The organism is Saccharothrix sp. NBAS 001, assembly GCF_056640475.1.
This window is the reverse complement of record NZ_CM153251.1, coordinates 188,697-208,203: the sequence shown is the minus strand read 5'-3', so window position 1 is coordinate 208,203 and position 19,507 is coordinate 188,697. Positions and strand designations below refer to the sequence as shown.

24 protein-coding genes are annotated in these 19,507 nt (G+C 73.3%); 10 read left to right on the top strand and 14 right to left on the bottom strand.

The window, feature by feature from the left end; all coding sequences use genetic code 11:
- Nucleotides 1–54: 54 nt before the first annotated feature.
- From AC0HI0_RS01025 to AC0HI0_RS01015, 3 genes are read left to right on the top strand one after another with little or no spacing between them, the layout of a single operon-like run.
- Nucleotides 55–819: a GntR family transcriptional regulator gene (locus AC0HI0_RS01025; protein ID WP_480930317.1), complete on the top strand. Its 765-nt coding sequence runs from the start codon at nt 55–57 to the stop codon at nt 817–819.
- Between the two features lie 50 nt (nt 820–869).
- Nucleotides 870–2,180: an MBL fold metallo-hydrolase gene (locus AC0HI0_RS01020; protein WP_480930316.1), complete on the top strand. Its 1,311-nt coding sequence runs from the start codon at nt 870–872 to the stop codon at nt 2,178–2,180.
- Nucleotides 2,177–2,929 carry a sulfite exporter TauE/SafE family protein gene (locus tag AC0HI0_RS01015; protein WP_480930315.1) on the top strand — a complete coding sequence of 251 codons (753 nt, stop codon included), beginning with the start codon at nt 2,177–2,179 and terminating at the stop codon, nt 2,927–2,929. Before AC0HI0_RS01020 ends, AC0HI0_RS01015 begins: the two co-directional genes overlap by 4 nt.
- Before the next feature lie 4 nt (nt 2,930–2,933).
- Here the strand turns inward: AC0HI0_RS01015 and AC0HI0_RS01010 are convergent, their stop codons facing one another.
- Nucleotides 2,934–3,881 (bottom strand): NsdA family TPR-like regulatory protein, encoded by a 948-nt coding sequence (locus tag AC0HI0_RS01010; protein ID WP_480930314.1) that lies wholly within the window; start codon nt 3,879–3,881, stop codon nt 2,934–2,936.
- 352 nt (nt 3,882–4,233) lie between these two features.
- On the opposite strand from AC0HI0_RS01010, the gene AC0HI0_RS01005 reads away from it, so the two are divergent.
- Nucleotides 4,234–4,662 carry a nuclear transport factor 2 family protein gene (locus AC0HI0_RS01005; RefSeq protein WP_480930313.1) on the top strand — a complete coding sequence of 143 codons (429 nt, stop codon included), beginning with the start codon at nt 4,234–4,236 and terminating at the stop codon, nt 4,660–4,662.
- A gap of 74 nt (nt 4,663–4,736) precedes the next feature.
- A complete protein-coding gene (locus AC0HI0_RS01000; RefSeq protein ID WP_480930312.1) occupies nt 4,737–4,997 on the top strand; it encodes a helix-turn-helix transcriptional regulator in 261 nt (86 codons plus the stop codon).
- A gap of 86 nt (nt 4,998–5,083) precedes the next feature.
- On the opposite strand, the gene AC0HI0_RS00995 is transcribed toward AC0HI0_RS01000, so the two are convergent.
- Nucleotides 5,084–5,290 carry an ANTAR domain-containing protein gene (locus AC0HI0_RS00995; protein WP_480934227.1) on the bottom strand — a complete coding sequence of 69 codons (207 nt, stop codon included), beginning with the start codon at nt 5,288–5,290 and terminating at the stop codon, nt 5,084–5,086.
- A gap of 90 nt (nt 5,291–5,380) precedes the next feature.
- Complete coding sequence (locus AC0HI0_RS00990; RefSeq protein WP_480930311.1) at nt 5,381–6,145, bottom strand: GAF and ANTAR domain-containing protein; 765 nt, start codon at nt 6,143–6,145, stop codon at nt 5,381–5,383.
- 60 nt (nt 6,146–6,205) lie between these two features.
- On the opposite strand from AC0HI0_RS00990, the gene AC0HI0_RS00985 reads away from it, so the two are divergent.
- The gene (locus AC0HI0_RS00985) at nt 6,206–6,802 is read left to right on the top strand and encodes a TetR family transcriptional regulator (RefSeq protein WP_480930310.1); all 597 of its coding nucleotides are present in this window, start codon (nt 6,206–6,208) and stop codon (nt 6,800–6,802) included.
- A gap of 6 nt (nt 6,803–6,808) precedes the next feature.
- Here AC0HI0_RS00985 and AC0HI0_RS00980 read toward each other — a convergent pair whose 3' ends face one another.
- On the bottom strand, nt 6,809–7,429 hold the full coding sequence (locus tag AC0HI0_RS00980) for a hypothetical protein (RefSeq protein WP_480930309.1): 621 nt from the start codon (nt 7,427–7,429) through the stop codon (nt 6,809–6,811).
- 141 nt (nt 7,430–7,570) lie between these two features.
- Here AC0HI0_RS00980 and AC0HI0_RS00975 point away from each other — a divergent pair, with 141 nt between their 5' ends.
- A complete protein-coding gene (locus tag AC0HI0_RS00975) occupies nt 7,571–8,266 on the top strand; it encodes a TetR family transcriptional regulator (protein WP_480930308.1) in 696 nt (231 codons plus the stop codon).
- Here the strand turns inward: AC0HI0_RS00975 and AC0HI0_RS00970 are convergent.
- Genes AC0HI0_RS00970 through AC0HI0_RS00955 form a run of 4 tightly spaced genes read right to left on the bottom strand, consistent with a single transcriptional unit; the run spans nt 8,187 to nt 13,226 of the window.
- Nucleotides 8,187–9,431 carry a cation:proton antiporter gene (locus AC0HI0_RS00970; RefSeq protein WP_480930307.1) on the bottom strand — a complete coding sequence of 415 codons (1,245 nt, stop codon included), beginning with the start codon at nt 9,429–9,431 and terminating at the stop codon, nt 8,187–8,189. The genes AC0HI0_RS00975 and AC0HI0_RS00970 overlap by 80 nt on opposite strands.
- A complete protein-coding gene (locus AC0HI0_RS00965; RefSeq protein WP_480930306.1) occupies nt 9,422–10,684 on the bottom strand; it encodes a cytochrome P450 family protein in 1,263 nt (420 codons plus the stop codon). The genes AC0HI0_RS00970 and AC0HI0_RS00965 overlap by 10 nt, the downstream gene beginning before the upstream one ends.
- Entirely contained in the window at nt 10,678–11,703 is a 1,026-nt protein-coding gene (locus AC0HI0_RS00960; protein WP_480930305.1) for an alpha-hydroxy acid oxidase, read from the bottom strand. Before AC0HI0_RS00960 ends, AC0HI0_RS00965 begins: the two co-directional genes overlap by 7 nt.
- Nucleotides 11,700–13,226: an NAD(P)-binding domain-containing protein gene (locus AC0HI0_RS00955; protein WP_480930304.1), complete on the bottom strand. Its 1,527-nt coding sequence runs from the start codon at nt 13,224–13,226 to the stop codon at nt 11,700–11,702. The genes AC0HI0_RS00960 and AC0HI0_RS00955 overlap by 4 nt, the downstream gene beginning before the upstream one ends.
- Before the next feature lie 85 nt (nt 13,227–13,311).
- Here AC0HI0_RS00955 and AC0HI0_RS00950 point away from each other — a divergent pair, with 85 nt between their 5' ends.
- The gene (locus tag AC0HI0_RS00950; protein ID WP_480930303.1) at nt 13,312–13,779 is read left to right on the top strand and encodes an N-acetyltransferase family protein; all 468 of its coding nucleotides are present in this window, start codon (nt 13,312–13,314) and stop codon (nt 13,777–13,779) included.
- 30 nt (nt 13,780–13,809) lie between these two features.
- Here the strand turns inward: AC0HI0_RS00950 and AC0HI0_RS00945 are convergent, their stop codons facing one another.
- Complete coding sequence (locus AC0HI0_RS00945; protein WP_480930302.1) at nt 13,810–14,715, bottom strand: Scr1 family TA system antitoxin-like transcriptional regulator; 906 nt, start codon at nt 14,713–14,715, stop codon at nt 13,810–13,812.
- Nucleotides 14,712–14,954: an HC3 family zinc finger protein gene (locus AC0HI0_RS00940; protein ID WP_480930301.1), complete on the bottom strand. Its 243-nt coding sequence runs from the start codon at nt 14,952–14,954 to the stop codon at nt 14,712–14,714. Before AC0HI0_RS00940 ends, AC0HI0_RS00945 begins: the two co-directional genes overlap by 4 nt.
- Before the next feature lie 147 nt (nt 14,955–15,101).
- Between AC0HI0_RS00940 and AC0HI0_RS00935 the strand changes: the two genes are divergently transcribed.
- Together AC0HI0_RS00935 and AC0HI0_RS00930 are read left to right on the top strand one after the other, a co-directional pair.
- Entirely contained in the window at nt 15,102–15,953 is an 852-nt protein-coding gene (locus AC0HI0_RS00935) for a helix-turn-helix domain-containing protein (RefSeq protein ID WP_480930300.1), read from the top strand.
- A 24-nt stretch (nt 15,954–15,977) separates the two neighbouring features.
- Nucleotides 15,978–16,181 (top strand): DUF397 domain-containing protein, encoded by a 204-nt coding sequence (locus AC0HI0_RS00930; protein WP_480930299.1) that lies wholly within the window; start codon nt 15,978–15,980, stop codon nt 16,179–16,181.
- A gap of 144 nt (nt 16,182–16,325) precedes the next feature.
- Here the strand turns inward: AC0HI0_RS00930 and AC0HI0_RS00925 are convergent, their stop codons facing one another.
- The 4 genes from AC0HI0_RS00925 to AC0HI0_RS00910 all read right to left on the bottom strand — a co-directional run bounded on the left by AC0HI0_RS00925 (nt 16,326) and on the right by AC0HI0_RS00910 (nt 19,392).
- Nucleotides 16,326–16,745, bottom strand: coding sequence for a DnaJ family domain-containing protein (locus AC0HI0_RS00925; RefSeq protein ID WP_480930298.1), 420 nt, complete (start codon nt 16,743–16,745; stop codon nt 16,326–16,328).
- 309 nt (nt 16,746–17,054) lie between these two features.
- Nucleotides 17,055–17,246, bottom strand: a complete 192-nt coding sequence (locus AC0HI0_RS00920) for an nSTAND1 domain-containing NTPase (RefSeq protein ID WP_480930297.1) — start codon at nt 17,244–17,246, stop codon at nt 17,055–17,057.
- A gap of 542 nt (nt 17,247–17,788) precedes the next feature.
- On the bottom strand, nt 17,789–18,991 hold the full coding sequence (locus AC0HI0_RS00915; protein ID WP_480930296.1) for an RNA polymerase sigma factor: 1,203 nt from the start codon (nt 18,989–18,991) through the stop codon (nt 17,789–17,791).
- Entirely contained in the window at nt 18,988–19,392 is a 405-nt protein-coding gene (locus AC0HI0_RS00910; RefSeq protein ID WP_480930295.1) for a YciI family protein, read from the bottom strand. Before AC0HI0_RS00910 ends, AC0HI0_RS00915 begins: the two co-directional genes overlap by 4 nt.
- Nucleotides 19,393–19,507: the final 115 nt, after the last annotated feature.

The window sequence follows — 19,507 nt, the reverse complement described above, 5'->3', positions numbered from 1 at the left end:
CATCCACGCTAGCGCCGCGCCCGACACCGGACAAGGCAGTGCGAAACTGCCGGGGTGACACTGCGAGCACTGGACCGGTCCGGAGCGCTGCCGCTGTGGCGGCAACTCCAGGACGACCTCGTCGCACGGCTGCGCGCGGGCGAGTTCGACAGCGGCTTCCCCGGCGAACTGGCCCTGGTGGACGAGTACGGCGTCAGCCGCTACACCGTGCGCCAGGCCCTGCAACGGCTGCGCGCGGACGGCCTGGTGGTCGCCGAGCGCGGCCGGCAGCCCCGGGTCAGCCCGGCCGCCGACGTGGAGCAGCCGCTGGACACCCTCTACAGCCTGTTCGCCTCGGTCGAGGCGGCCGGGTTGGAGCAGCGCAGCGTGGTCCGGGCGCTCGACGTGCGGGCGGACGGGGTCGTCGCCGACCGCCTCGACCTCGAAGGATCCACCCCGCTGGTCTACCTGGAGCGGCTGCGGCTGGCGGACGGCGCGCCGTTCGCGATCGACCGGGTGTGGCTGCCCGCCGACCTGGCGCGGCCGATCCTGACCGCGGACTTCACCCACACCAGCCTCTACGCGGTGCTGACCGAGCGGACCGGGGTCCGGCTGGACACCAGCCACGAGGACATCCGGGCCGTGGTGCCGACCGCCGCCGAGCGGGCGCTGCTGCAGTGCGGGCCCGACGTCGCGTGCCTGTCGGTGCACCGGCAGGGCCGCGCGGGCGGCCGTCCGGTGGAGTGGCGGCACACGGTGGTGCGCGGCGACCGGTTCGCGGTGACCGCCGAGTTCACCGCGGGCGACCGCCGACCCACCCGCGCTGTGACGGCCCGCTGACACCGACACCTCTCGTCCGTCGTAATGTACGGACATATGGAGGTGCGGACATGAATGTCGAGACGATCGACACCGCCGCGCTCGGCGACCGGAGCTACCTGGTGCACGACGGCACGGCGGCGCTCGTGGTCGACCCGCAGCGCGACGTCGACCGGGTGGAGGTGGTGGCCGCCCGGCTGGGCGTGCGGATCACGCACGTCGCCGAGACCCACGTGCACAACGACTACCTGACCGGCGGCCTGGAGCTGGCCCGCCGGCACCACGCCGAGTACCTCGTCGCCGCCGCCGAAGACGTCTCCTACCAGCGCCGACCGGTGCGCCCCGGCGACACCCTGGCGGTCGGCGCGATGACCGTCACGGCGGTGGCCACGCCCGGCCACACCGAGCACCACCTGGCCTACGTGGTCACCCACGACGGCCGGCAGGCGGTGTTCTCCGGCGGCAGCCTGCTGTTCGGCTCGGTCGGCCGCACGGACCTGGTCGGGCCGGACCACACCGTGCCGCTCACCCGCGCCCAGTACCGCTCGGCCCGCGACCTGGCCGACCGGGTCGACCCCGCCGCGACCCTGCACCCGACGCACGGTTTCGGCAGCTTCTGCTCGTCCGGCCCGACGACCGGCGCGGGCTCGTCCACCGTCGGCGAGCAGCGCACCGCCAACCACGCGCTCACCGACCACGACGAACAGCACTTCGTGGACACCTTGATCGCGAACCTCACCGCCTACCCGTCGTACTACGCGCACATGGCCCCGCTGAACCGCGCCGGACCGGCCGCGCCGGACCTGACCGTGCCGGCACCCCTGCGCCCCGAGGCGGTGCAGGGCCTGCTCGACGCCGGCGGGTGGGTGGTCGACCTGCGCTCGCGGGTCGCGTTCGCCGCCGGGCACGTGCGGGGCACCGTCAGCATCGAGTACGGCGCGGGCTTCACCACCCACCTCGGCTGGACCTTGCCGTGGGGCGAGCCGATCACCCTGGTCGGCGCGGCGGACGAGGTGCGCGCGGCGATCCGCGACCTGTCCCGGATCGGCGTCGACCGGCCCGGCGTCGGCCGCACCGACGGCCTGCCCACCACCTCCTACCGCCGGGCGGGCTGGGCGGACCTGGCCCGCGCCGGGCGACCGGTCGTGCTGGACGTGCGGCGGGCCGACGAGCACCGCGCCGGGCACCTCGCGGGCGCGGTGCACGTCCCGCTGCACGACCTGGTGCGCCGGATCGACGAGGTGCCGCCGGGCGAGGTGTGGGTGCACTGCGCGTCCGGCTACCGGGCGGGCATCGCGGCGAGCCTGCTGCACCGCGCCGGCCGCGACGTCGTGCACCTGGACGACGAGTGGGCCCGCGCGGCGGACCACGGCCTGTCGTGACACCGGTCGTGCTCGCGCTCGCGGCCGGGGCCGTGGTCGGGCTGGCGCTGGGCGCGCTGGGCGGCGGCGGCAGCGTGCTGACCGTGCCCGCGCTGATCTACCTGCTGGGGTTCAGCCCCGCGCAGGCCACCACGGCGAGCCTGGTGGTCGTCACCGCCACGTCGGCCACCGCGTTGTTCGCGCACGCGCGGGCGGGCGCGGTGCGGTGGCGGCTGGGCGCGGTGTTCGCGGCGGCCGGCGTGGTGCCGGCGGCGGTCGCGGGGCTGCTCACCCGCCGCGTGCCCGACGCCGTGCTGACCGGGGCGTTCGCCGCGGTGGCGGTGGTCGCGGCGGTGGTGATGCTGCGCCGCCGACCGCCGGGGGGCGGTTCGACCCGGCCGGCGCGCGCGGCCGGCGTGGGTGCCGGGTTGGGTGCGCTGACCGGGTTCCTGGGCGTGGGCGGCGGTTTCCTCACCGTGCCCGCGCTGGTCGGGGTGCTGGCGGTGCCGATGTCGGCGGCGGTGGGCACCAGCCTGCTGGTGATCACGGTCAACGCGGCGGCGGCGTTCGCGGGCCGGTTCGGCGCGGTCGGGGCGGTGGACTGGGCGCTGGTCGGGCCGTTCGCGGCGACCGCGCTGCTGGGCGCGTGGGACGGCCGCCGGCTGGCCGCCAAGGTGGGCACGACGGCGTTGCGCCGGGTGTTCGCCGCCGGTCTGATCGCCGTCGCCGGGGTGATGGCGGTCGACGCGTTGATCGTCCACAGTGGATAGTGCGTCAGAGGTTCGGGGTGAACGCGGCGACCCGGGCCGCCAGGTGCCGGGCGTGCGGGTCGCCCCGGTAGCGGTCGGCCAGGTGGCGCAACGGCTGGAGCCGGTCGGCCACCCGGATCGAGCCGACCCCGGCGGCCATCGCCAGGGCCCGCTGCCCGACCAGGTCGGCGTGGTCGAAGTCGTTGTCCAGCAGGTGGTTCGTGGTCAGCGCGATCAGGCTCAGCGCGCGGCTGCGGGCCATCGCGTCCGGGTAGCCCAGGACGGCCGCGGTCAACGCCGGGATCGCGGTGGCGGTGTGGCCCGGGTCCACGGTGCGGGCCAGCTCGGTGTGCACCAGGCCGGTGAGCGCGGACAGGTCCGTCTCGTCGAAGAACCGCGCCCAGCCGGGGACCGCCCCGCCCCGGGACCGGGCGAACTCCTCGTACGCCTGCCCCAGCCGGATCCCGGCCATGCCCCGGTCGCCCAGCCCGGCGTGCGCCCACGCCTCGTTCGCGCGCAGCAGCGCGGTGGCGTGGTGCGAGCCGGCCCGGGTCGCCGCGAGCACGCCCAGTTCGAAGATCTCCAACGCCTCCCGCCGCCGGCCGTGGTGCAGCCGCAGCCGGCCCGACCGGTAGCGCACGTTGGCGATCAGGTCCAGGTCGCCCGCCTCGGTGGCCAGGCCCAGCGCGCGTTCCCAGTGCACCTGCGCGGCCCGCTCCAGCCCGGTGTCGAAGCACGTCCAGCCGGCCAGGTTGTGCATGTCCGCCAAGGCCACCTGCAGGCGCGCCCGGATGGAGGCGGTCGAGCTGGACCGCAGGAGCTGGTCGCTCCACGCGGCGCTCACGATCACCGAGTCCCGGCAGGCTCCCCCGCCGAGGAGGTAATCCACCCCGCGTAGACGCCCGGTCTCGGTTTCCACCTGGTTCACGTCGTCCGCGCCGATGCGCGCCGGCACCCGTCTCCGCTCCGCCATCGCCGCACCTCACCATGGGAATCGAAGGTCTCGGACCCGATCGAACCGCGCTGTGGGACGGGGTTACCCGGGCACCACCGGTACCACTCCCCCGGACTCCGCCGTTGGGGAACGACATTGGCCCCTGTGTCCGGGCCAGTGGTCCGTACCAGGGTTGAGGAGTGATCACTTGCGGGCCGCTGCGGCGTGGCTGCGCACGGCCGGCGCGCGGAGGAGTACCCATGTACCGACAGGCGTTCGCCACCGCGACACGGCCGGGAGGTGCCTCTGGTGCCGCGAAGATCCGATCGCTGCGCCCGCCGACCGGACCACCCGGGCGGGAGCCGGCGTCCGGTCGTGACGTGGACGGCGAATGACGCGCAACCGCGCTGACGTCACGATGGTGGTGGAGAAGCTGATCGCCCGCTGGGCCGCGAAGGACACCGCCGGGTTGAGCAGGCTGTTCGCCGACGGGGTGCGCTGGTGGACCGCGCCGGTGCCGGGCGCGCCGTGGCCGGTGGAGGCCCGCAACCCGCGCGAGGTCGAGTCGTTCTTCCTGGCGTTCCGGGCGGTCCTGGAACTGACCGGCATCACCACGCGGGGCCTGGCGGTGGACGGACCGGACGCCGTGCTGACCGGCCGGCTGCACGCGCGGGTCCAGACCACCGGGGCGGCGCTGTCCTACGATTTCGCCATGGCCGTGAGCGTGCACGGCGGACTTGTCACCGAGTTCCGCATGTATGCGGACACGCTGGCAATTGCACGTGCACTCGCACAGGATGTTCCACCGGTATCACCGTGATGCTTTGCCGTTCCCCTCCCCCGCGCTGGAAGAATGGCCGGCGAACCGCCGGAGAGAACAGGAAGGGCACCGCCGTGCGACTGTCTGGACCGATCAGCGAAATCCTCGCCGAGCTGAGACGCGGACGGGGGCTGACGCAGGACGACTTGGCCGAGCGGCTGCACGCCGCCTCCGGGAACACCAGCGTCACCAGGGAAGAGGTGTCCCGCTGGGAACGCGGCAAACGGATCCCCGGACCGTACTGGCGGAGTTGGCTGGGCCAAGTGCTGGAGACCCCGCAGCACGAATTGGAACGCGCCGCGGCAATCGAACGGGCGGCCCGCCGCCGGCATTGACCCCGGCACAATCGGCGCATTCTGCCCACCCCGGCCATTACCGGTCGCCGGTCCGACCATCGCATTAGCCGATCAATGGGTGCATATCACCCCTCGACGGGGAGTCGACCGACCACCTCGCGATCACCATCGACTCCCCGCGCCACATCTGCCACCGGGCGGTGCTCCGCCCACGCCCGCAGCGCCGTGCACGCCTCGGCGACCGTCGCCTGCCGCCGTTGCGCGAGCACGCCCTCGGCCTGCTCCACCGTGCTCCGGTCGTGCGGGGCGCTGCGCCCCTGCTCGGCGGGCAGTTCGTCGTAGGAGCGCGACCGGCAGCGTTGCGGTGGGGTGGGTCGGCGAGCGGCACGGCGGCCCCGCCGCCGGTTCGCCCGACACGTGGTTCACCCCGGTTCCGCTTCGGGTTTCGTGTCGGGCTCGACGTCGGGATCGACGTGGAAGCGCAGGTTCCGCGCCAGCACGTCGGCCGCCACGTCGGCCAACCGCCGCCCGGTGCGGTAGGCGTGCGCCCGTAACCGGACGAACGCCGTCGTCAGGTCGCTGTTCATCTGCACGGCCACCACGCCGGTCGCCTGGTGCACGGTGGCCCAGCGCGCCTCCACGGCGTCCGCGAACGGGTCGCTGCCCATCGGCGGCGGTTCGGCCCGCAGCAGCAGGAGCATCGCCGCGTCGGCCAGCAGCAGGCCGTCCACCATCTCGTCGTCGGTGCACGGCGCGACCACCGGCCGCAGCGCCTCCAGGCAGCCCACCACGATCGCGCCCATCATGAGCGGGAACGCGAAAATCCCGACCACGCCCTCGGATCGGGCGAACGGCGCGAACACCGGCCACCGCGCCGCGCTGCCGGGCCCGGCGAGGTCGGTCGCCACCACCGGGTACTCCTCGCGCAGGCAGTCGACGGCGGGCCCCTCCCCGAACGTGATCTCCGCTTCGCTCAGCCGGTCGCCGAGCGGGCCGGTGACGCACGCGGGTTCGCTCTGGCCGGCTCCGACTGACTGGTAGAGCACGACATCCGTGGCGCCGAGCACCTCGGCGGCGGCCAGGCAGACGTGCCGGACCCCGGTCGCCAGGCCCTCCTCCGCCGCGAGTCCGCGCACCCTGCTCCACAGCCAAGCGCGCCGTTCGTCGTCGGGCCGTCGGCGATCCACCCCGCCCATGCTCGCAGACAGCGGTTGTGGCAGGCGGGACGAGACGCGAAAATCGGCCGGGTGTCCACCACCAGGGACGGTCTGCTCAGCGCGGCCGCGGCCGCGTTCGACCGCGACGGCTACGTCCGCGCGACCATCGACGACGTGTGCGACCTGGCGGGCGTCACCAAAGGCGCGCTGTACGGGCACTTCAGCTCCAAGAAGGCGCTCGCCGTGGCGGTGCTGGACCGGCAGGCGGTGGAGTGGACCCGGACCCGGGAACGCCTCCAGCGCGCGCACCGCAGCCCGTTGCAGGTGCTGGTGGACCTCGGCTACGCGGTCAACCAGGACCGCGCGGTGGCGCAGCGGTTGCTGTTCCAGGCCCCGATCTGCGACGACGTGGCGGACCGCCAGATCGCGCAGTGGACGGCGACCGTGCGGGACCTGTTGCGCACCGCCGGGTTCCGCGGCGAGCTGCGCGACGGCGTGGACGTGGAGGCGTGCGCGGACGCCGTGGTCTCGGCGCTGGTCGGCGTGCACCTGATGTCGATGGCCGTGGACGACCCGGACGGCGTGGCGCGCCAGGTCGCGCGGCTGTGGCGGACGTGGCTGCCCACCCTGGCCCGGCCCGAGGTGTGCGCGACGCTGCGGGTCGAGCCGCCGCGCCGGCGCTCCTGAGGGCGCTCAGACGTCCAGGACGGCCCACACCAGCGTGCCGTCGGACCAGGTGGTGGACCAGCCGCACCGGCTCGCGCCGATCGCCGCGTACCGCAGGGCTCGCGGGTCGCACGGCACCACGACGTCCTCGCCCGCCCCGACCACGAACCTCCCGTGCCACCACTCGAAGACCACGGTCGGCCGCACGCCCCGCGCGGCCAGGGCGACCAAGGCGTCCGCCACGTCCGCAGCGTCCTCGGCCAGCTCGCCCAGCCCCCACATCCGGCAGGTCTCCTCGGCCGCCAGCCGCGCGAACCCGGCGCTGCCGCGCAGCGGCAACGGCATCCGGACCACCCAGCGCCGGGGCGGCTCGCCGACCGCGGCCAGCGCCTCGCCGACCGACGGGAAGCCGGGCAGCGGCCAGTCGACCCGGTCGGTCGCGGCCAGCAGGATCGGCACGCCCGGCCAGTCGGCCACCTGGTTCCACACCGCGCGGAACACCGCCACGGCGGTCTGCCGGTCGAACGCCAGTCGGCCGAGGTCCACCACCACCGCCGTCGGCTGGGCGAGCACGGTCTTCAACAGCAGGTCGCGCATCCGGGTGTAGGTGGCCTGGCTCAGGTACCCGAACAGGGACAGGACCGCCACTCCGTCCGACCCGGAAAGCTCTACGTCCAGTGTTTCTTCGCGCACCACGCGCCTCAGCTACCCCCGGAGGTGTTAACCTGATAGTGCACGGACAAGTACCCTATGTGACATAGAGGCTCGGTCCGTCGAGATGAGGACTCCTTGAACGACCTGGCGCAGGGTGCCCGCACCAGAGCCGGACTGGTCGCCGCGAGCATCGAGCTGTTCGACCGCGACGGGTACGAGGGCACCTCCCTGGACTCCGTCTGCCGGGCCATCTCGGTCACGAAAGGCGCGCTGTACCGGCACTTCCCGTCCAAACAGGCCCTCGCGGTCGCCGTCGTGGAGGAGCACTTCAAGCTCTGGCACGAGGTTCGCGCCGAGGTCGAGGACTCCGGCGCGGGACCGCTGCAGACGTTGATCGACCTGACCCACCGGATGGGCGCGCTGACCTTGACCGACCGGACCGCCCGGGTCGGCGTGCGGCTGCTGTTCACCAGCGAGCTGTTCGAACTGCTCGCCGGCGTGCACTTCGTCAGCCTGGTGGTGATGGTGCGAGACCTGCTCGGGCACGCCGTGGCGACCGGTGAGGTGCGGCCCGGCCTGGACACCCGCGAGGAGGCCGACGGCATCGCCGCCGCCGTCATCGGGTCGCAGGCGCTGACCGTGATCACGAGCCGGGGCGACCCGGCGGACCGGCTGGCCACCATGTGGCGGCACCGCCTGGAACACCTGGTCGCCCCGGGCCACGAGGTCCGCGTCCGGGCGACCGCCCCGGTCAGCCGACCGGAGCCGCCGCCCGTGCCGCCGACCGCCGGTCGAGCCACCCGAGCCACGGCGCGGTCATCACCGTCGTGACGACGGCGACCAGCACCAGGACGCTGAACAGCTCCTCGGTCACGATCCCGGCGGACAGCCCCACGTTGAGCGCGATCAACTGCATGAGGCCGCGCGCGTTCATCAGCACCCCGACCCGCAACGCGTCGGCACCGCTTTCGCCCGCCAACCGTCCCGCAAGCCAACACGCACCGAACTTGCCCGCGACGGCCACCGCGGCGCAAGCCCCCGCGAGGGCGAGCAGCGACGGCGTGAACAGCAGGCCGAACCGCGTGTTGAGGCCCGAGTAGGCGAAGAACAGCGGTAAGAACACCACCCGCGTCACCGGCGTGATCGCCGCGATCACCCGATCGGACGGCTCTCCCCGGGGGAACACGAATCCCACGCAGAACCCGCCGAACACCGAGTAGAGCCCGATCGAGTCGGTGAACCACGCGGCGGCGAACAGCACCACCGCCGTCACCGCCACCAGCTGCTCGGTCGACGCGCCCGGCCGGCGCAGCGCGAAGTCCAAGCCGCGCCGCCCGACCGTGCCGAGCACGAGCAGGAACACCACCGCGCCGCCGGCGGTCACCAGCACACCGCCGGGCTCGCCGGTGGCCAGTCCGAGCACCAGTGCCAGCAGGATCCACGCCACCCCGTCGTCCAGCGCACCGCCGGCCAGCGCCAGCGAACCGAGCCGGGTGTCCGTCAGCCCGCGCTCGGTGATGATCCGGGCGAGCATCGGGAACGCTGTGATGGCCAGCGTAACGCCGACGAACAGGGCCGAAACGGACACCGGCACGTCCGGCACGAGCACGTCGACCTGGCCGTGCACCAACAGGATCAACCCCGCGCCGCCGAGCAGCGGCGCGGTCACCCCGGCCGCCGAGATGGCCACCGCCGACCGGCCCAGCCCGCCCGCGCGGCGCGCCGCGAACTCGTGGCCCACCTCGAACATGAAGGCCACCAGCCCGATGTGGCTGACCACGTACAGCATCGGCCGCACGCTCGGCGGGAACAGCGCCTCCTGCACGCCGGGCAGCGCGAACCCCAGCGCGGACGGTCCCAGGAGGACACCGGCGATCATCTCGCCGACCACCGGCGGCTGCCCGATCCGCCCCACCGCCGAGCCGACCACCCGGCACACCACCAGCACGACCGCCGCGGCCAGGAAGAACCTCGCCGCGGTGCCCGCTACGTCCACGGCCGTCCCTCCTCCCGCTCCGCGAAGTACCTCTGGCACAGCCGTTGGCGCCGCGCGTCCCACACCATGTAGGTGCCCAGCACCAGCTGCACGACCCCGCGCCAGACGTCCTCCCAGCGGTCCCTGACCCGCACGAGAGCCAGCAGCGCCACCGGTCTGCGGGCGTCCGGCGCGGTCAGCACGCACGGCCCCCGACTCGGCAGGGACCGGGTGTGCGCGCACGACGACCACACCGCGTGCCGGGTGAGCACCGCCCGCGCCACGGCCCGCATGGTGATCGGCGCGACGACCCGCGCCGGGCACGGCCGGTTGCCCGGCACGCCGAACGGGATGAACCCGCCCGACTCGTGGAACGCCGGGTAGTTGAAGCACAGCACCGAGTCCTTCGGGATCGTGCGCCCGCCGACCTCGATGTCCGCCGAGGTGATCCGGTGCGCGATGCCGAACAGCGGGTAGCGCCGCAGCGCCTCGTCCATCACCTCGCCCAGCAGCGCGTCGTCACCGGCCGCGATCCGCTGCCGCGCGGCGGGCTGCTCGGCCAGCACCAGGACCAGGTGCGACATCGCTTCGGCCGACTGGACCACGGCGGTGTTGAAGAACGTGCCCTGGAGGTACCAGGCCCGCTCCTCGTCGGTGAGCAGCTCGGGCAGCGGGTGCACCACCCGGTGCAGGTTCTCCCGCAGGTACGCGGTCAGCCGCTCCCGCCGGTCCATGTGCCGCAGGCCGGTGCACTTGATGGAGGACACGACGTCGTTCGCGTTGCCCACGATCAGGTCCCGCGCGTGCCTCGGGCACCGCTCGCCGAACACCAGCTCGTAGTTGAACTCCGCCCAGATCGGCATCATCAGGTCGCGCAGCCGGACCAGCCCGCCGGACCGCTCGGCCAGCACCCGGTTCGCGCACTCCGCCGCCAGCCGCTCGGCGTCGGCCGTGGTCGAGGCCAGCACGCGCCGGGTGGCGCGGGCGACGTCCTGGTAGCGCGGCCCCGGTTCGAGGTGTTCCTGGTGCACCTGGGGCCCCGGCGCGAGCCAGTACCAGAACAGGTCCGACAGCACCGCGCCGCGACTGCGGCCGTCCGCCGCCGGATCCTCGTAGACGCGCCGGAAATCGGCCACGCCGACCAGCTCGCCGGGCACCGCGATGCCCTCGTCCCCGTTGATCCGGGCGAAGATCCGGGTCCGCGCGGCGACCACGGTCCGGGGCAGCCAGTAGGGGAGACTGCCCAGCACCACGAGCACCGCGAGGATCACCACCGGACCACGTCCCCGGTCGCCTCGCGCGGGCCGGCCAGCCCGCACAGCGCCAGCGCCCGGTCCAGCTCCTCGCGCAACCGGTCCAGCACCAGCTCCACCCCGGCCTGCCCGCCGGCCGCCAGACCCCACAGGACGGGTCTGCCGATGCCGACCGCCGTCGCGCCCAGCGCGCACGCCTTGAGGATGTCGGTGCCCCGCCGGACACCGCCGTCCACCAGCACCGGGACCCGGCCGCCGACCGCCCGCGCCACCGCCGGGAGCAGGTCGGCGGTGGCCGGCACGGTGTCCAGCTGCCGGCCGCCGTGGTTGGACACCACCACGGCGGACGCGCCGTGGTCGACCGCCAGCCGGGCGTCGTCCGGGTGCACGATCCCCTTGAGCAGCAACGGCAACCGCGTGCGTTCGCGCAACCAGTCGATGTCCGACCAGTCCAGCCCGGCACCGAACTCGACCCGCCGCGGCACGCCGTCCGCGTCGACCATGTTCTCGCAGCGCAAGCCCTCCGGCAGGTCGGTGAACCCGTTGCGCCGGTCGCGTTCCCGGTTGCCGAACACCGCCGTGTCCACGGTGACGACGAACGCCCGGCAGCCCGCCTTCTCCGCACGTGCCACCTGGAACTCGGTGAACGCCCGGTCCGGTTGGATGTCGAGCTGGAACCACACCTGCGCGCCGGTCGCCGTGATGTCCTCGATCGGCGTGGTCGCGACGATGCTGCACATCATCACGGTCCCCGCCGTCACCGCCGCCCGAGCCGTCGCCACCTCGCCGTCGGGGTGGGCCAGCCGGTGGAACGCGGTGGGCGAGAGCACCAGCGGGAACGCCAGGTCCGCGTCCAGCAGCCGGGTGGCCAGGCTCCGGGTGCCGCCGCCGCGCAGCACCCGGGGCACCAGACCGATCCTGGCGTAGGCGGACTCGTTGGCCCGCACGGTGTGCTCGTCGTCCGCCCCGCCGTCGAAGAAGTCGAAGACCTCGCGCGGCAGCCGCCGGCGAGCCTCCTCGCGCAGCTCCGCGATGCTCATCGAACCGGTTGCGCGGCCAGGAACGCGCGCAGCGGCGCGCGGTGCGTCCGCTCGCCGGTCCACTCGTTCTCCAGGTTCTCGGCCAGGTGGTGCTCGGCGAGGACCTCGCCGCCCCGCACGTGCCGGACGACGGGGTGCAGGTAGGCCGCGTCCAACGCCTGCTCGGGCGCGTTCTGCGCGACCCGGCGCACGGAGATGTCGAACGGGTCGACCTTGTCGTGGTCCGGCCCGTACTCCAGGGTGATCACGTAGCACTCGTCGGCGAACTCCGGCACGTAGGCCACCGGCAGCTCCTCGTGGTACCGGACCCGGTCGCCGTCGACCACCGCGACGTCGCCGAGGTGCCCGAACTGCTGCCACAGCGCGGAAGTCCGGTTCACCCGGGCCACGATCGCGTCCGCCAGGCCGTCGAGCGCGACCTCGGTGTGCGGCCACTCGACGCCGTGGTACTTGCGTTCGAGGACGTGGTGCAGGGCCCGGACGCTGTACCGGAACCCGTGGATGAAACCGCTGGTGGACTTCTTGAAATCGCGGACCTGCATGAGCGTGCCCGCGACGTACAGGTCCGGCACGTTCACCGACTCCCACTGCGGGGTCAGCGCGGCGAACCGGTCGTCGATCACCAGCTCCGGCGAGCACTCCGGCCCGAAGTACGACGGGTCGAAGCGGAACCCGGTCGCCACGATCACCCGGTCGTAGCGGATGTCCTTGGTGACCTCGTCGGCCCGCGCGAAGCCGACCGTGACCAGGTAGCCCTCGCCGTCGCGGCGGATGTCCAGGACGTTGCCGTCCAGCACCGCGTTCTGCGACTTGAGCTGGTAGGTGTCGAGGAAGTTGTTGTTCACCGCGCGCAGGTGGCCGACGAAGTGCGTCTGCCAGGACATCCGGACCGAGCGCGGCCCGGCCACGTGGATCACCGCCGCGGTCTCGACCAGGTTGTCCGCGGTCTCGAACGCCGAGTTGCCCTTGCCGATGATCAGCACCCGCTGGTCGGTGAAGTCCGCCGGGTCGGTGCTGACCGTGCCGTAGTGCTCGGCGGTCTCGATGCCGGGGATCGGCGGCAGGTGGGGCTTGGACGGTCCGGTGGCGACGACGAGCCGGTGCGCCGTGTGCACCCGGCCCTGCTCGTCGCGCACCTCGAAGTGCCCGTTGCGGCGCACCTCGACCACGCGCGAGTCGTAGTGGACCTCCAGGCCGGTCTTCTCCGCGAAGTCCGCCAGGTAGCGCACCAGGTCGTCGGCGGCCGGGAAGTACCGGGCGCTGTACTTGGTGAACAGCAGGTCGGGGTCGTCGGAGAGCAGGGAGTTCCAGTCCATCCGCAGGTTCAGCTCCGGGTCGGTGGAGCCGGTGTGCGGCTTGTTGATCGAGATGAGCTTGCGGTGCCGGGGAAAGGTCCGGAAGAACGTGCCGGGTTCGGACCCGGCCTCCAGGATCCGGTGGCTCCGCCCGGCCCGCCGCAGGAAGTAGCCGAGTTGCAGACCGGCCGGTCCCGCACCGATCACCAGGTAGTCGACGTCGGTCAACGCGCACCTCCGAGGGGTGACTGCACAGCGAGCATTACGCCCTCGTTCACAGTTCCGGTTCAGGGGCTCCTGGCATAGTGCGCCAATGGACGTACGACCGGTTCGGAAAGGCGAAGCGGACCGCCTGCGCGCGCTGCGCCTGCAAGCCCTGGACGACGCGCCGCACGCCTACTTCTGGCCCAGGGAGGTGGAACAGGCGCAGGACTGGACGCCGTGGACGGTGTCCGACGACCGGGTGATGTTCGTGGTCGAACAGGACGACGCGTGGCTCGGCATGGCGGGCTGCTCGCTGCGCGGCGACGGAGTGCTGGACGCCACCGGCATGTGGGTCGCGCCGGCCGTGCGCGGCAGGGCGTTGGGCGAGCGCCTGGTCGACGCGATCGTCGAGTGGGGCCGGGCGCGCGGGGCGACGGTGATGGAGTTCGCGGTGACCGAGACGAACGCCGCCGCCATCGCCCTCTACACACGGCTCGGGTTCACCCCCACCGGCCGTCGCCGCGCCCTCGCCTCGGACCCGACTTCGACCGGGATGTTCATGGCCAAGCAGATCTGACCCCCGAACGGCCCACCGCCACCCCACCGGTCAGGTCAGCCGCCGGTAGTCGGCGCGCACGATCGCCAGCACGCGGCGGAACGCGTCACCGAAGACCGCCGCGTCGTGCAGCCGCCGGAAGGTCTTGAGGTGGCCGCGCACGTCGTCCTGGTCGGTGATGACCACGTTGCCGGACAGCAGGTCGAACACCACCATGGTCTCGTCCAGCACGACGAAACCCGCGTCCGGCAAGGTGATCGGGGTGTACCAGGGGATCACGCCGATCTCCACGTCGGGCCGCAGGCTCAACGCCCCCAGGTGCTCCCAGTGGTCCGGCGCGGCCCGCAGCGCGCCCTCGGACAGCACCGCGACCACCCGGCGGCCGGGCGTCGGCTCGCCCAGCAGCCGGCGCGGCACGGCGCTGGTCGCGTACGCCCGCACGGTCGACGCCCCGGCCTCCGTGCGGGCGATCACGACCTGGCGGCGCGCGACGCCCCGGTGCAGCACCGCCCGGCGGTGCTCGGCGTCGCGCGACACCTTGTCCGCCAACGAGAGCAGCCTGCGCCGCACCTCGGGCGACGCGCCGTAGACGTCGGCCAGCCGCTGGACGTCCACGACCTTGGGCAGCAGTCGACCGGTCTCCACCTTGGACACCTTGGACTGGCTGATGCCCGCCCGCCGCCCCGCCGCCGCGCCCGTCAGCCCCGAAGCCAGTCGGGCGCGCAGCAGTTCGGCGGACAGCTCTTCGCGCCGGGCCCGCGCGTCCGCCACCGCCATCATCGTGGTGGCCGGGCGGTGGCCGCGCTTGCGCAGCCGGACGCCGCCGGCGACCAGCGCGCTGCGGACCGTGCCGTAGGACCGGCCGGAGGCGTCGGCCAGCGCGCGGATCGTCGCGCCGTCGGTGTAGGCCCGGACGACGAACTCGGCGAAGGTCGGCGGGCCGTGCTCCGCGCTCATGGCGCGAACACCGGGGCGTGCGCCGGACGCTGCCGGGGAAAGGCCGATATGCCCTCGTGCGCCCGCCACGCCGCGTCGCAGTCCGGGCAGGTCGGCCAGCACCAGTGCACGTAGGGCTGGGCGGGCGGGACGGTCAGCGGCAGGCCGCACAGGGTCGCGGCGGACTCGCCGGTCGCGAGTTCGCGGCGGACGGCGTGGCGGCGGCCGGCGTGCGGCATCCAGCGGAAAGCGCGGGTCATCTCGGTTCCTCCCCTGGCCTGAACGGGCAGGGAAAAACTAAAGCCTGCAAGTGCAGGTTGGGCAGTACACCATCGTGTGAACCCCGATTCCGGGCATCTGCGGCAGACTGATCAGCACCGCGGAAGACGAGGAAAGCTGAGGTGGTCATGGCCGGCAGCGGCGCGAGCCCGACGGTCTACAAGCGACAGTTGGGTATGGCGCTCACGTCCCTGCGCGAGAGCGTGGGCAGGACGCAGGACAACGCGGCCGAGGTGCTGGAGTGCTCGCCCGCCAAGATCCGCCGGATCGAGGTCGGCGACGTGGCGATCCGCAGCGCGGAGTTGAAGGTGCTGCTGGACTTCTACGGCGCGACCAGGCAGGCCCGCAAGCCGATCGAGGAGCTGGCGCGGGAAGCGCGCAAGCGCCGCCCGCGCACCCCGTACGGCACGGCACTGCCCGATTTCTTCCGGAGGTTCTTCAACCTGGAGCAGATCGCCACGGAGGTCCTCCGCTACCACGCCGAACTGGTCCCGGGGCAACTCCAGACTTCCGACTACACCCGGGCGCTGATCGACGCGAACCCGGCCCACCACCAAGAGGACGAGGTCGATCGGCTGGTGGAGGCGCGGCAGGCCAGGCAGGCGCTCTTGGTGCGGGGTGGGCAACGGCTGCACCTCGTGCTGCACGAAGCCGCGATCCGCACGGTGGTCGGCGGGCCCGACGTGATGAAGGCCCAACTGCAACACCTGCGCAAGCTCGCGGGCCTCGGGAACGTCACGCTCCAGGTGGTCCCGTTCGGCGCCGGAGCGCACGCCGCGACCAACTACCCGTTCGCCATGCTGCGGTTCGCCGACAACCAACGGCCGATCGTCTACCTGGAGAACCTGACGACCGCGAGTTCCGTCGAAGACCCGTCCCACGTCGCCCAGTACGACCTGGTCTTCCGCCACCTGGCCGCGGCGGCGCTGTCACCCGCCAAGAGTTCCGCCCTGCTGGCTACAGTGGCGGGCGAACTGTAACCCCCGGCAAGGAGGCACAGGCTCATGCCCCAGGTCCCCATCGAGTGGCGCAAGTCGAGCCACAGCGGCGGAAACGGCGGCGACTGCGTGGAACTCGCGCACTCCCCCGCCACCCTGCTCGTCCGTGATTCGAAGAACCCAGACGGTCCGGTGCTCGCCTTCACCGCCACGGGCTTCACCGGCTTCCTCCGCACCCTCAAGGAGAACTCGGCCGCGCAACACGGCTGAGGTGCACGCTGACGTGTCGCTGCGGAGGATGAGAAGCGGTCTCCGGCCGATGGATTGACGGCCGGGCTCGTCGCCGTCGTCGGGTGGATTCGTGCGTCCCTCCCGGCGACGGCCGGCCGAGCCCGGCGGCAGTCGGCCGGAGGCTCACCCGGCAGTGCGCCCGTCCGCTTGCCGCTGGGCTCGCCACTGCGCGACCACGTGCTCCACGTCGAACGGCATCAGGTTCAACGGTGGCCCGGACATCGGCTTGCGGATGGCGTCGGAGATGCGTGCGTTGATCTCGCCGAGGATCCGCCGCACCTCCGCCTCCGAGGACGCCCGGCCGGCCGCCTCCCGCGCCGTCGCCGCGTCCTTGCGGAGCTGGAGGGTGGGCGGCAGGGCGGTCCCCTCCTCGCGCCGGATCTTCTCCTTGACCCACCACAGTTCGTCGTGCGCCCCGGACAACCCCGCCAACGGCTTGCCGGCTCCCGGCAGGTTGTCGAACTCGCCCCGGTCCTGCGCCTCCCGGATCTGCCGATCGATCCACGACTCGAAGCTCAGACCAGCGGGTTTCCGCTCCGTCACGGCAACCACCCCCAGCCCATCCTACCGGCCGCACGGCCACGGAGCCGGCACGCCGGCCACCGGCATCCGCGTCCGCTCCTCCCTCGGTGAACTCCCGGTCGGCCACCCGGCACAACTCCCCGAACGCCCCGAGCCGGGGTGGATCCGGCTGCCCTCCACGTCTCCCGACCGCTCCGGCATGCCTCCGCCGGAACGAGTCGGCGACCGTGCCGGCGTCCGAGCGTCAGCGGATGAACCGGCGTCTCCAGCGCCCGCTGACCGTCCACTTCGGACACGTGCGCTCGGCGCCTGGCGTAGCCGCCGGTGCCGTCAGGCCGGGCCGGGCAGCAGGCCCGCGCGGACCAGGGATGACTTGCCGCTCTCGGACAGGCCCACCACCAGTACCAGCTCCCGGTCGGCCAGGTGCGCTCGCAGCCGGGCGACGTCGTGGTCACGGCCGAAGGAGAACGGTTCGTCGGCCTCGCCGAACGCCTCCAGACCGCGAAACGGGTTGGGCAGCACGGACCCGACGCCCCAGGTCGTCGACGGGCACCGGGAACGCGGTGCGGTCGCCGGTGCGGGCGACCAGCATCCCGACCACGCCGCCGGTCTCGTCCCACACCGGCGCGCCGCTGAACCCGGAGTGGACCGGGCCGTCGAGTTCGACCTGGAGCCGACCGGTGCCCTGCCGGCCGCGCAACGCGCCGGACAGCCGGCGGCCGTCCTCGGCCCCCGGCAGGGAGGCCGGACACCCGGACCAGGTGACCCCAGACGTCGTCGCCGGGCGCGAGCAGCGGGCCGCGCGGCCTCCGGCGGGCGCAGCCGCAGCACGGCGAGGTCGCCGGTGCCATCCGGACCGAGCGGCTGCCGCGCGGGCACCGCGGGGAACGCCACCGGGACCGCGTCGGCCGGCGGTGGCGTCGGACGTGGCGACGTGCGCGCAGGTCACGGTCGGCGACGGGGTCATCAGGAAGCCTGCACCGACCACCTCGCCACCGACCCGCTCCCGCAGCAGCGCCGGGCCGATCAGGTCACCGTTGGTCGCGAATCGTGACTGTGGCGGGTCAGTGCGCGAGCCGAGCGGCTTGGGCGAGCAGGTAGTGCCGTTCCGGCGTGCTGGTGGTGCGCGCGGCGGCGGCGCGGTAGTGCTCGACCGCCTTGACCGGGTCGCCCGCCTTCTCGTGCAGGTGGGCGCGCACGGCGGCCAGCCGGTAGTGGCCGGGCAGCCTCGGCTCCAGCTCGGCTACCTGCGCCAGGCCGGTCTCCGGGCCGTGCACCATGGCGGCGGCGACGGCCCGGTTGAGCGACACCACGGGGTTGTCCGTCATGCGTTCCAGCAGCCGGTACATGGCCAGGATCTGCGGCCAGTCGGTGTCCTCGGCGCGCAGCGCGTCGTCGTGGATGGCCGCGATGGACGCCTGGAGCTGGTACTCGCCGATCGCGCCGCGCGCGGTGGCCGCCATGATCAGGTCGACGCCCTCGGTGATCAAACCCTTGTCCCACAACGACCGGTCCTGCCGTTCCAGCGGGACCAGGTCGCCCTCGGGGCCGGTGCGGGCGGGGCGGCGGGCGTCGGTGAGCAGCATCAGCGCGAGCAGGCCGGCGACCTCGCCGTCCTCGGGCAGCAGCGCGTGCACGGCGCGGGTCAGCCGGATCGCCTCGCCGGACAGCTCGGTGCGGTGCAGCTCGCCGCCGACGCTGACGGTGTAGCCCTCGTTGAAGATCAGGTACAGCACGTGCAGCACGGAGCGCAGGCGGTCGACCCACTCGTCCGGGCCGGGCGGGGCGAACGTCGACCCGGCCTTCTTCACGGTCTGCTTGGCGCGGCTGATCCGCTGCGCCATCGTGGCCTCCGGCACCAGGAAGGCGTTCGCGATCTCGGCGGTGGTGAGGCCGCCGACCGCGCGCAGCGTCAGCGCGATCGCCGAGGCGGGCGTGAGCGCCGGGTGGCAGCACAGGAACAGCACGATCAGCGTGTCGTCCTGTTCGGACACCTCGCCGGGCCTCGGTTCGACCGCGGCGGCGTCCTCGCGCCGACGTCGGGCCACCTCGCTGCGCAGCTGGTCGGTGAGCTTGCGGGTGGCGACCTGGATCAGCCAGCCGCGCGGGTTGTCCGGCACGCCGTCCTCGGGCCAGTGCACGGCCGCCGCGAGCAGCGCCTCCTGCACCGCGTCCTCGGCCGACGCGAAATCGCCGGACCGGCGCGCCAGCACCCCGAGGACCTGCGGCGCGAGGTCGCGCAGCAGGTCCTCGACGGGTGCGGTCACAGGTCCGACACGGCCGGCGCGCTCATCAGCTCGCGGACCTCGATCCGCTGGCCGATCGGCACGCCGCCCGGCCCGGGTGCGGCGGACGCCCGGGCGGCGATCTCCAGCGCGCGCTCCAGCGTGGTGTCGACCATCCAGTAGCCGGCCAGGAGTTCCTTGGACTCGGCGAACGGGCCGTCGGTCACGACCGGCGCGCCGGTGCCCGTGAAGACGACGTACTTGGCCAGTTCGGGACCGGCCAGGCCCTGGGCGTCGACCAGTTCGCCGTTGCCCTTCAGCTCCTCGCCCAAGGCGTGCTGGAACTCGATGTGGGCCTTGAGGTCCTCGGGAGCCCACTGGTCGATCGGGGTGTCGCAGTTCGTGACGCCGCCGTAGTTCATCAGCAGCAGGAACTTCGCCATGTCGGACTCCTCGGTCTGCGGTCGCGCCCATCTTGGCGCTTTTACCCCTGGGACGGAGCCGCGCGGACGTTCTCGACACCCTCGATCGTGACCTGCGTCACCATACCTCCCGGGG

Bases quoted from the DNA above. Each gene is read 5' to 3' on its own strand.
- AC0HI0_RS01020 (WP_480930316.1), top strand. From the start codon at position 870: ATGAATGTCGAGACGATCGACACCGCCGCGCTCGGCGACCGGAGCTAC.
- AC0HI0_RS01010 (WP_480930314.1), bottom strand. From the start codon at position 3,881: ATGGCGGAGCGGAGACGGGTGCCGGCGCGCATCGGCGCGGACGACGTG.
- AC0HI0_RS01005 (WP_480930313.1), top strand. From the start codon at position 4,234: ATGACGCGCAACCGCGCTGACGTCACGATGGTGGTGGAGAAGCTGATC.
- AC0HI0_RS00960 (WP_480930305.1), bottom strand. From the start codon at position 11,703: ATGAGCATCGCGGAGCTGCGCGAGGAGGCTCGCCGGCGGCTGCCGCGC.
- AC0HI0_RS00950 (WP_480930303.1), top strand. From the start codon at position 13,312: ATGGACGTACGACCGGTTCGGAAAGGCGAAGCGGACCGCCTGCGCGCG.
- AC0HI0_RS00945 (WP_480930302.1), bottom strand. From the start codon at position 14,715: ATGAGCGCGGAGCACGGCCCGCCGACCTTCGCCGAGTTCGTCGTCCGG.
- AC0HI0_RS00940 (WP_480930301.1), bottom strand. From the start codon at position 14,954: ATGACCCGCGCTTTCCGCTGGATGCCGCACGCCGGCCGCCGCCACGCC.
- AC0HI0_RS00935 (WP_480930300.1), top strand. From the start codon at position 15,102: ATGGCCGGCAGCGGCGCGAGCCCGACGGTCTACAAGCGACAGTTGGGT.
- AC0HI0_RS00930 (WP_480930299.1), top strand. From the start codon at position 15,978: ATGCCCCAGGTCCCCATCGAGTGGCGCAAGTCGAGCCACAGCGGCGGA.
- AC0HI0_RS00910 (WP_480930295.1), bottom strand. From the start codon at position 19,392: ATGGCGAAGTTCCTGCTGCTGATGAACTACGGCGGCGTCACGAACTGC.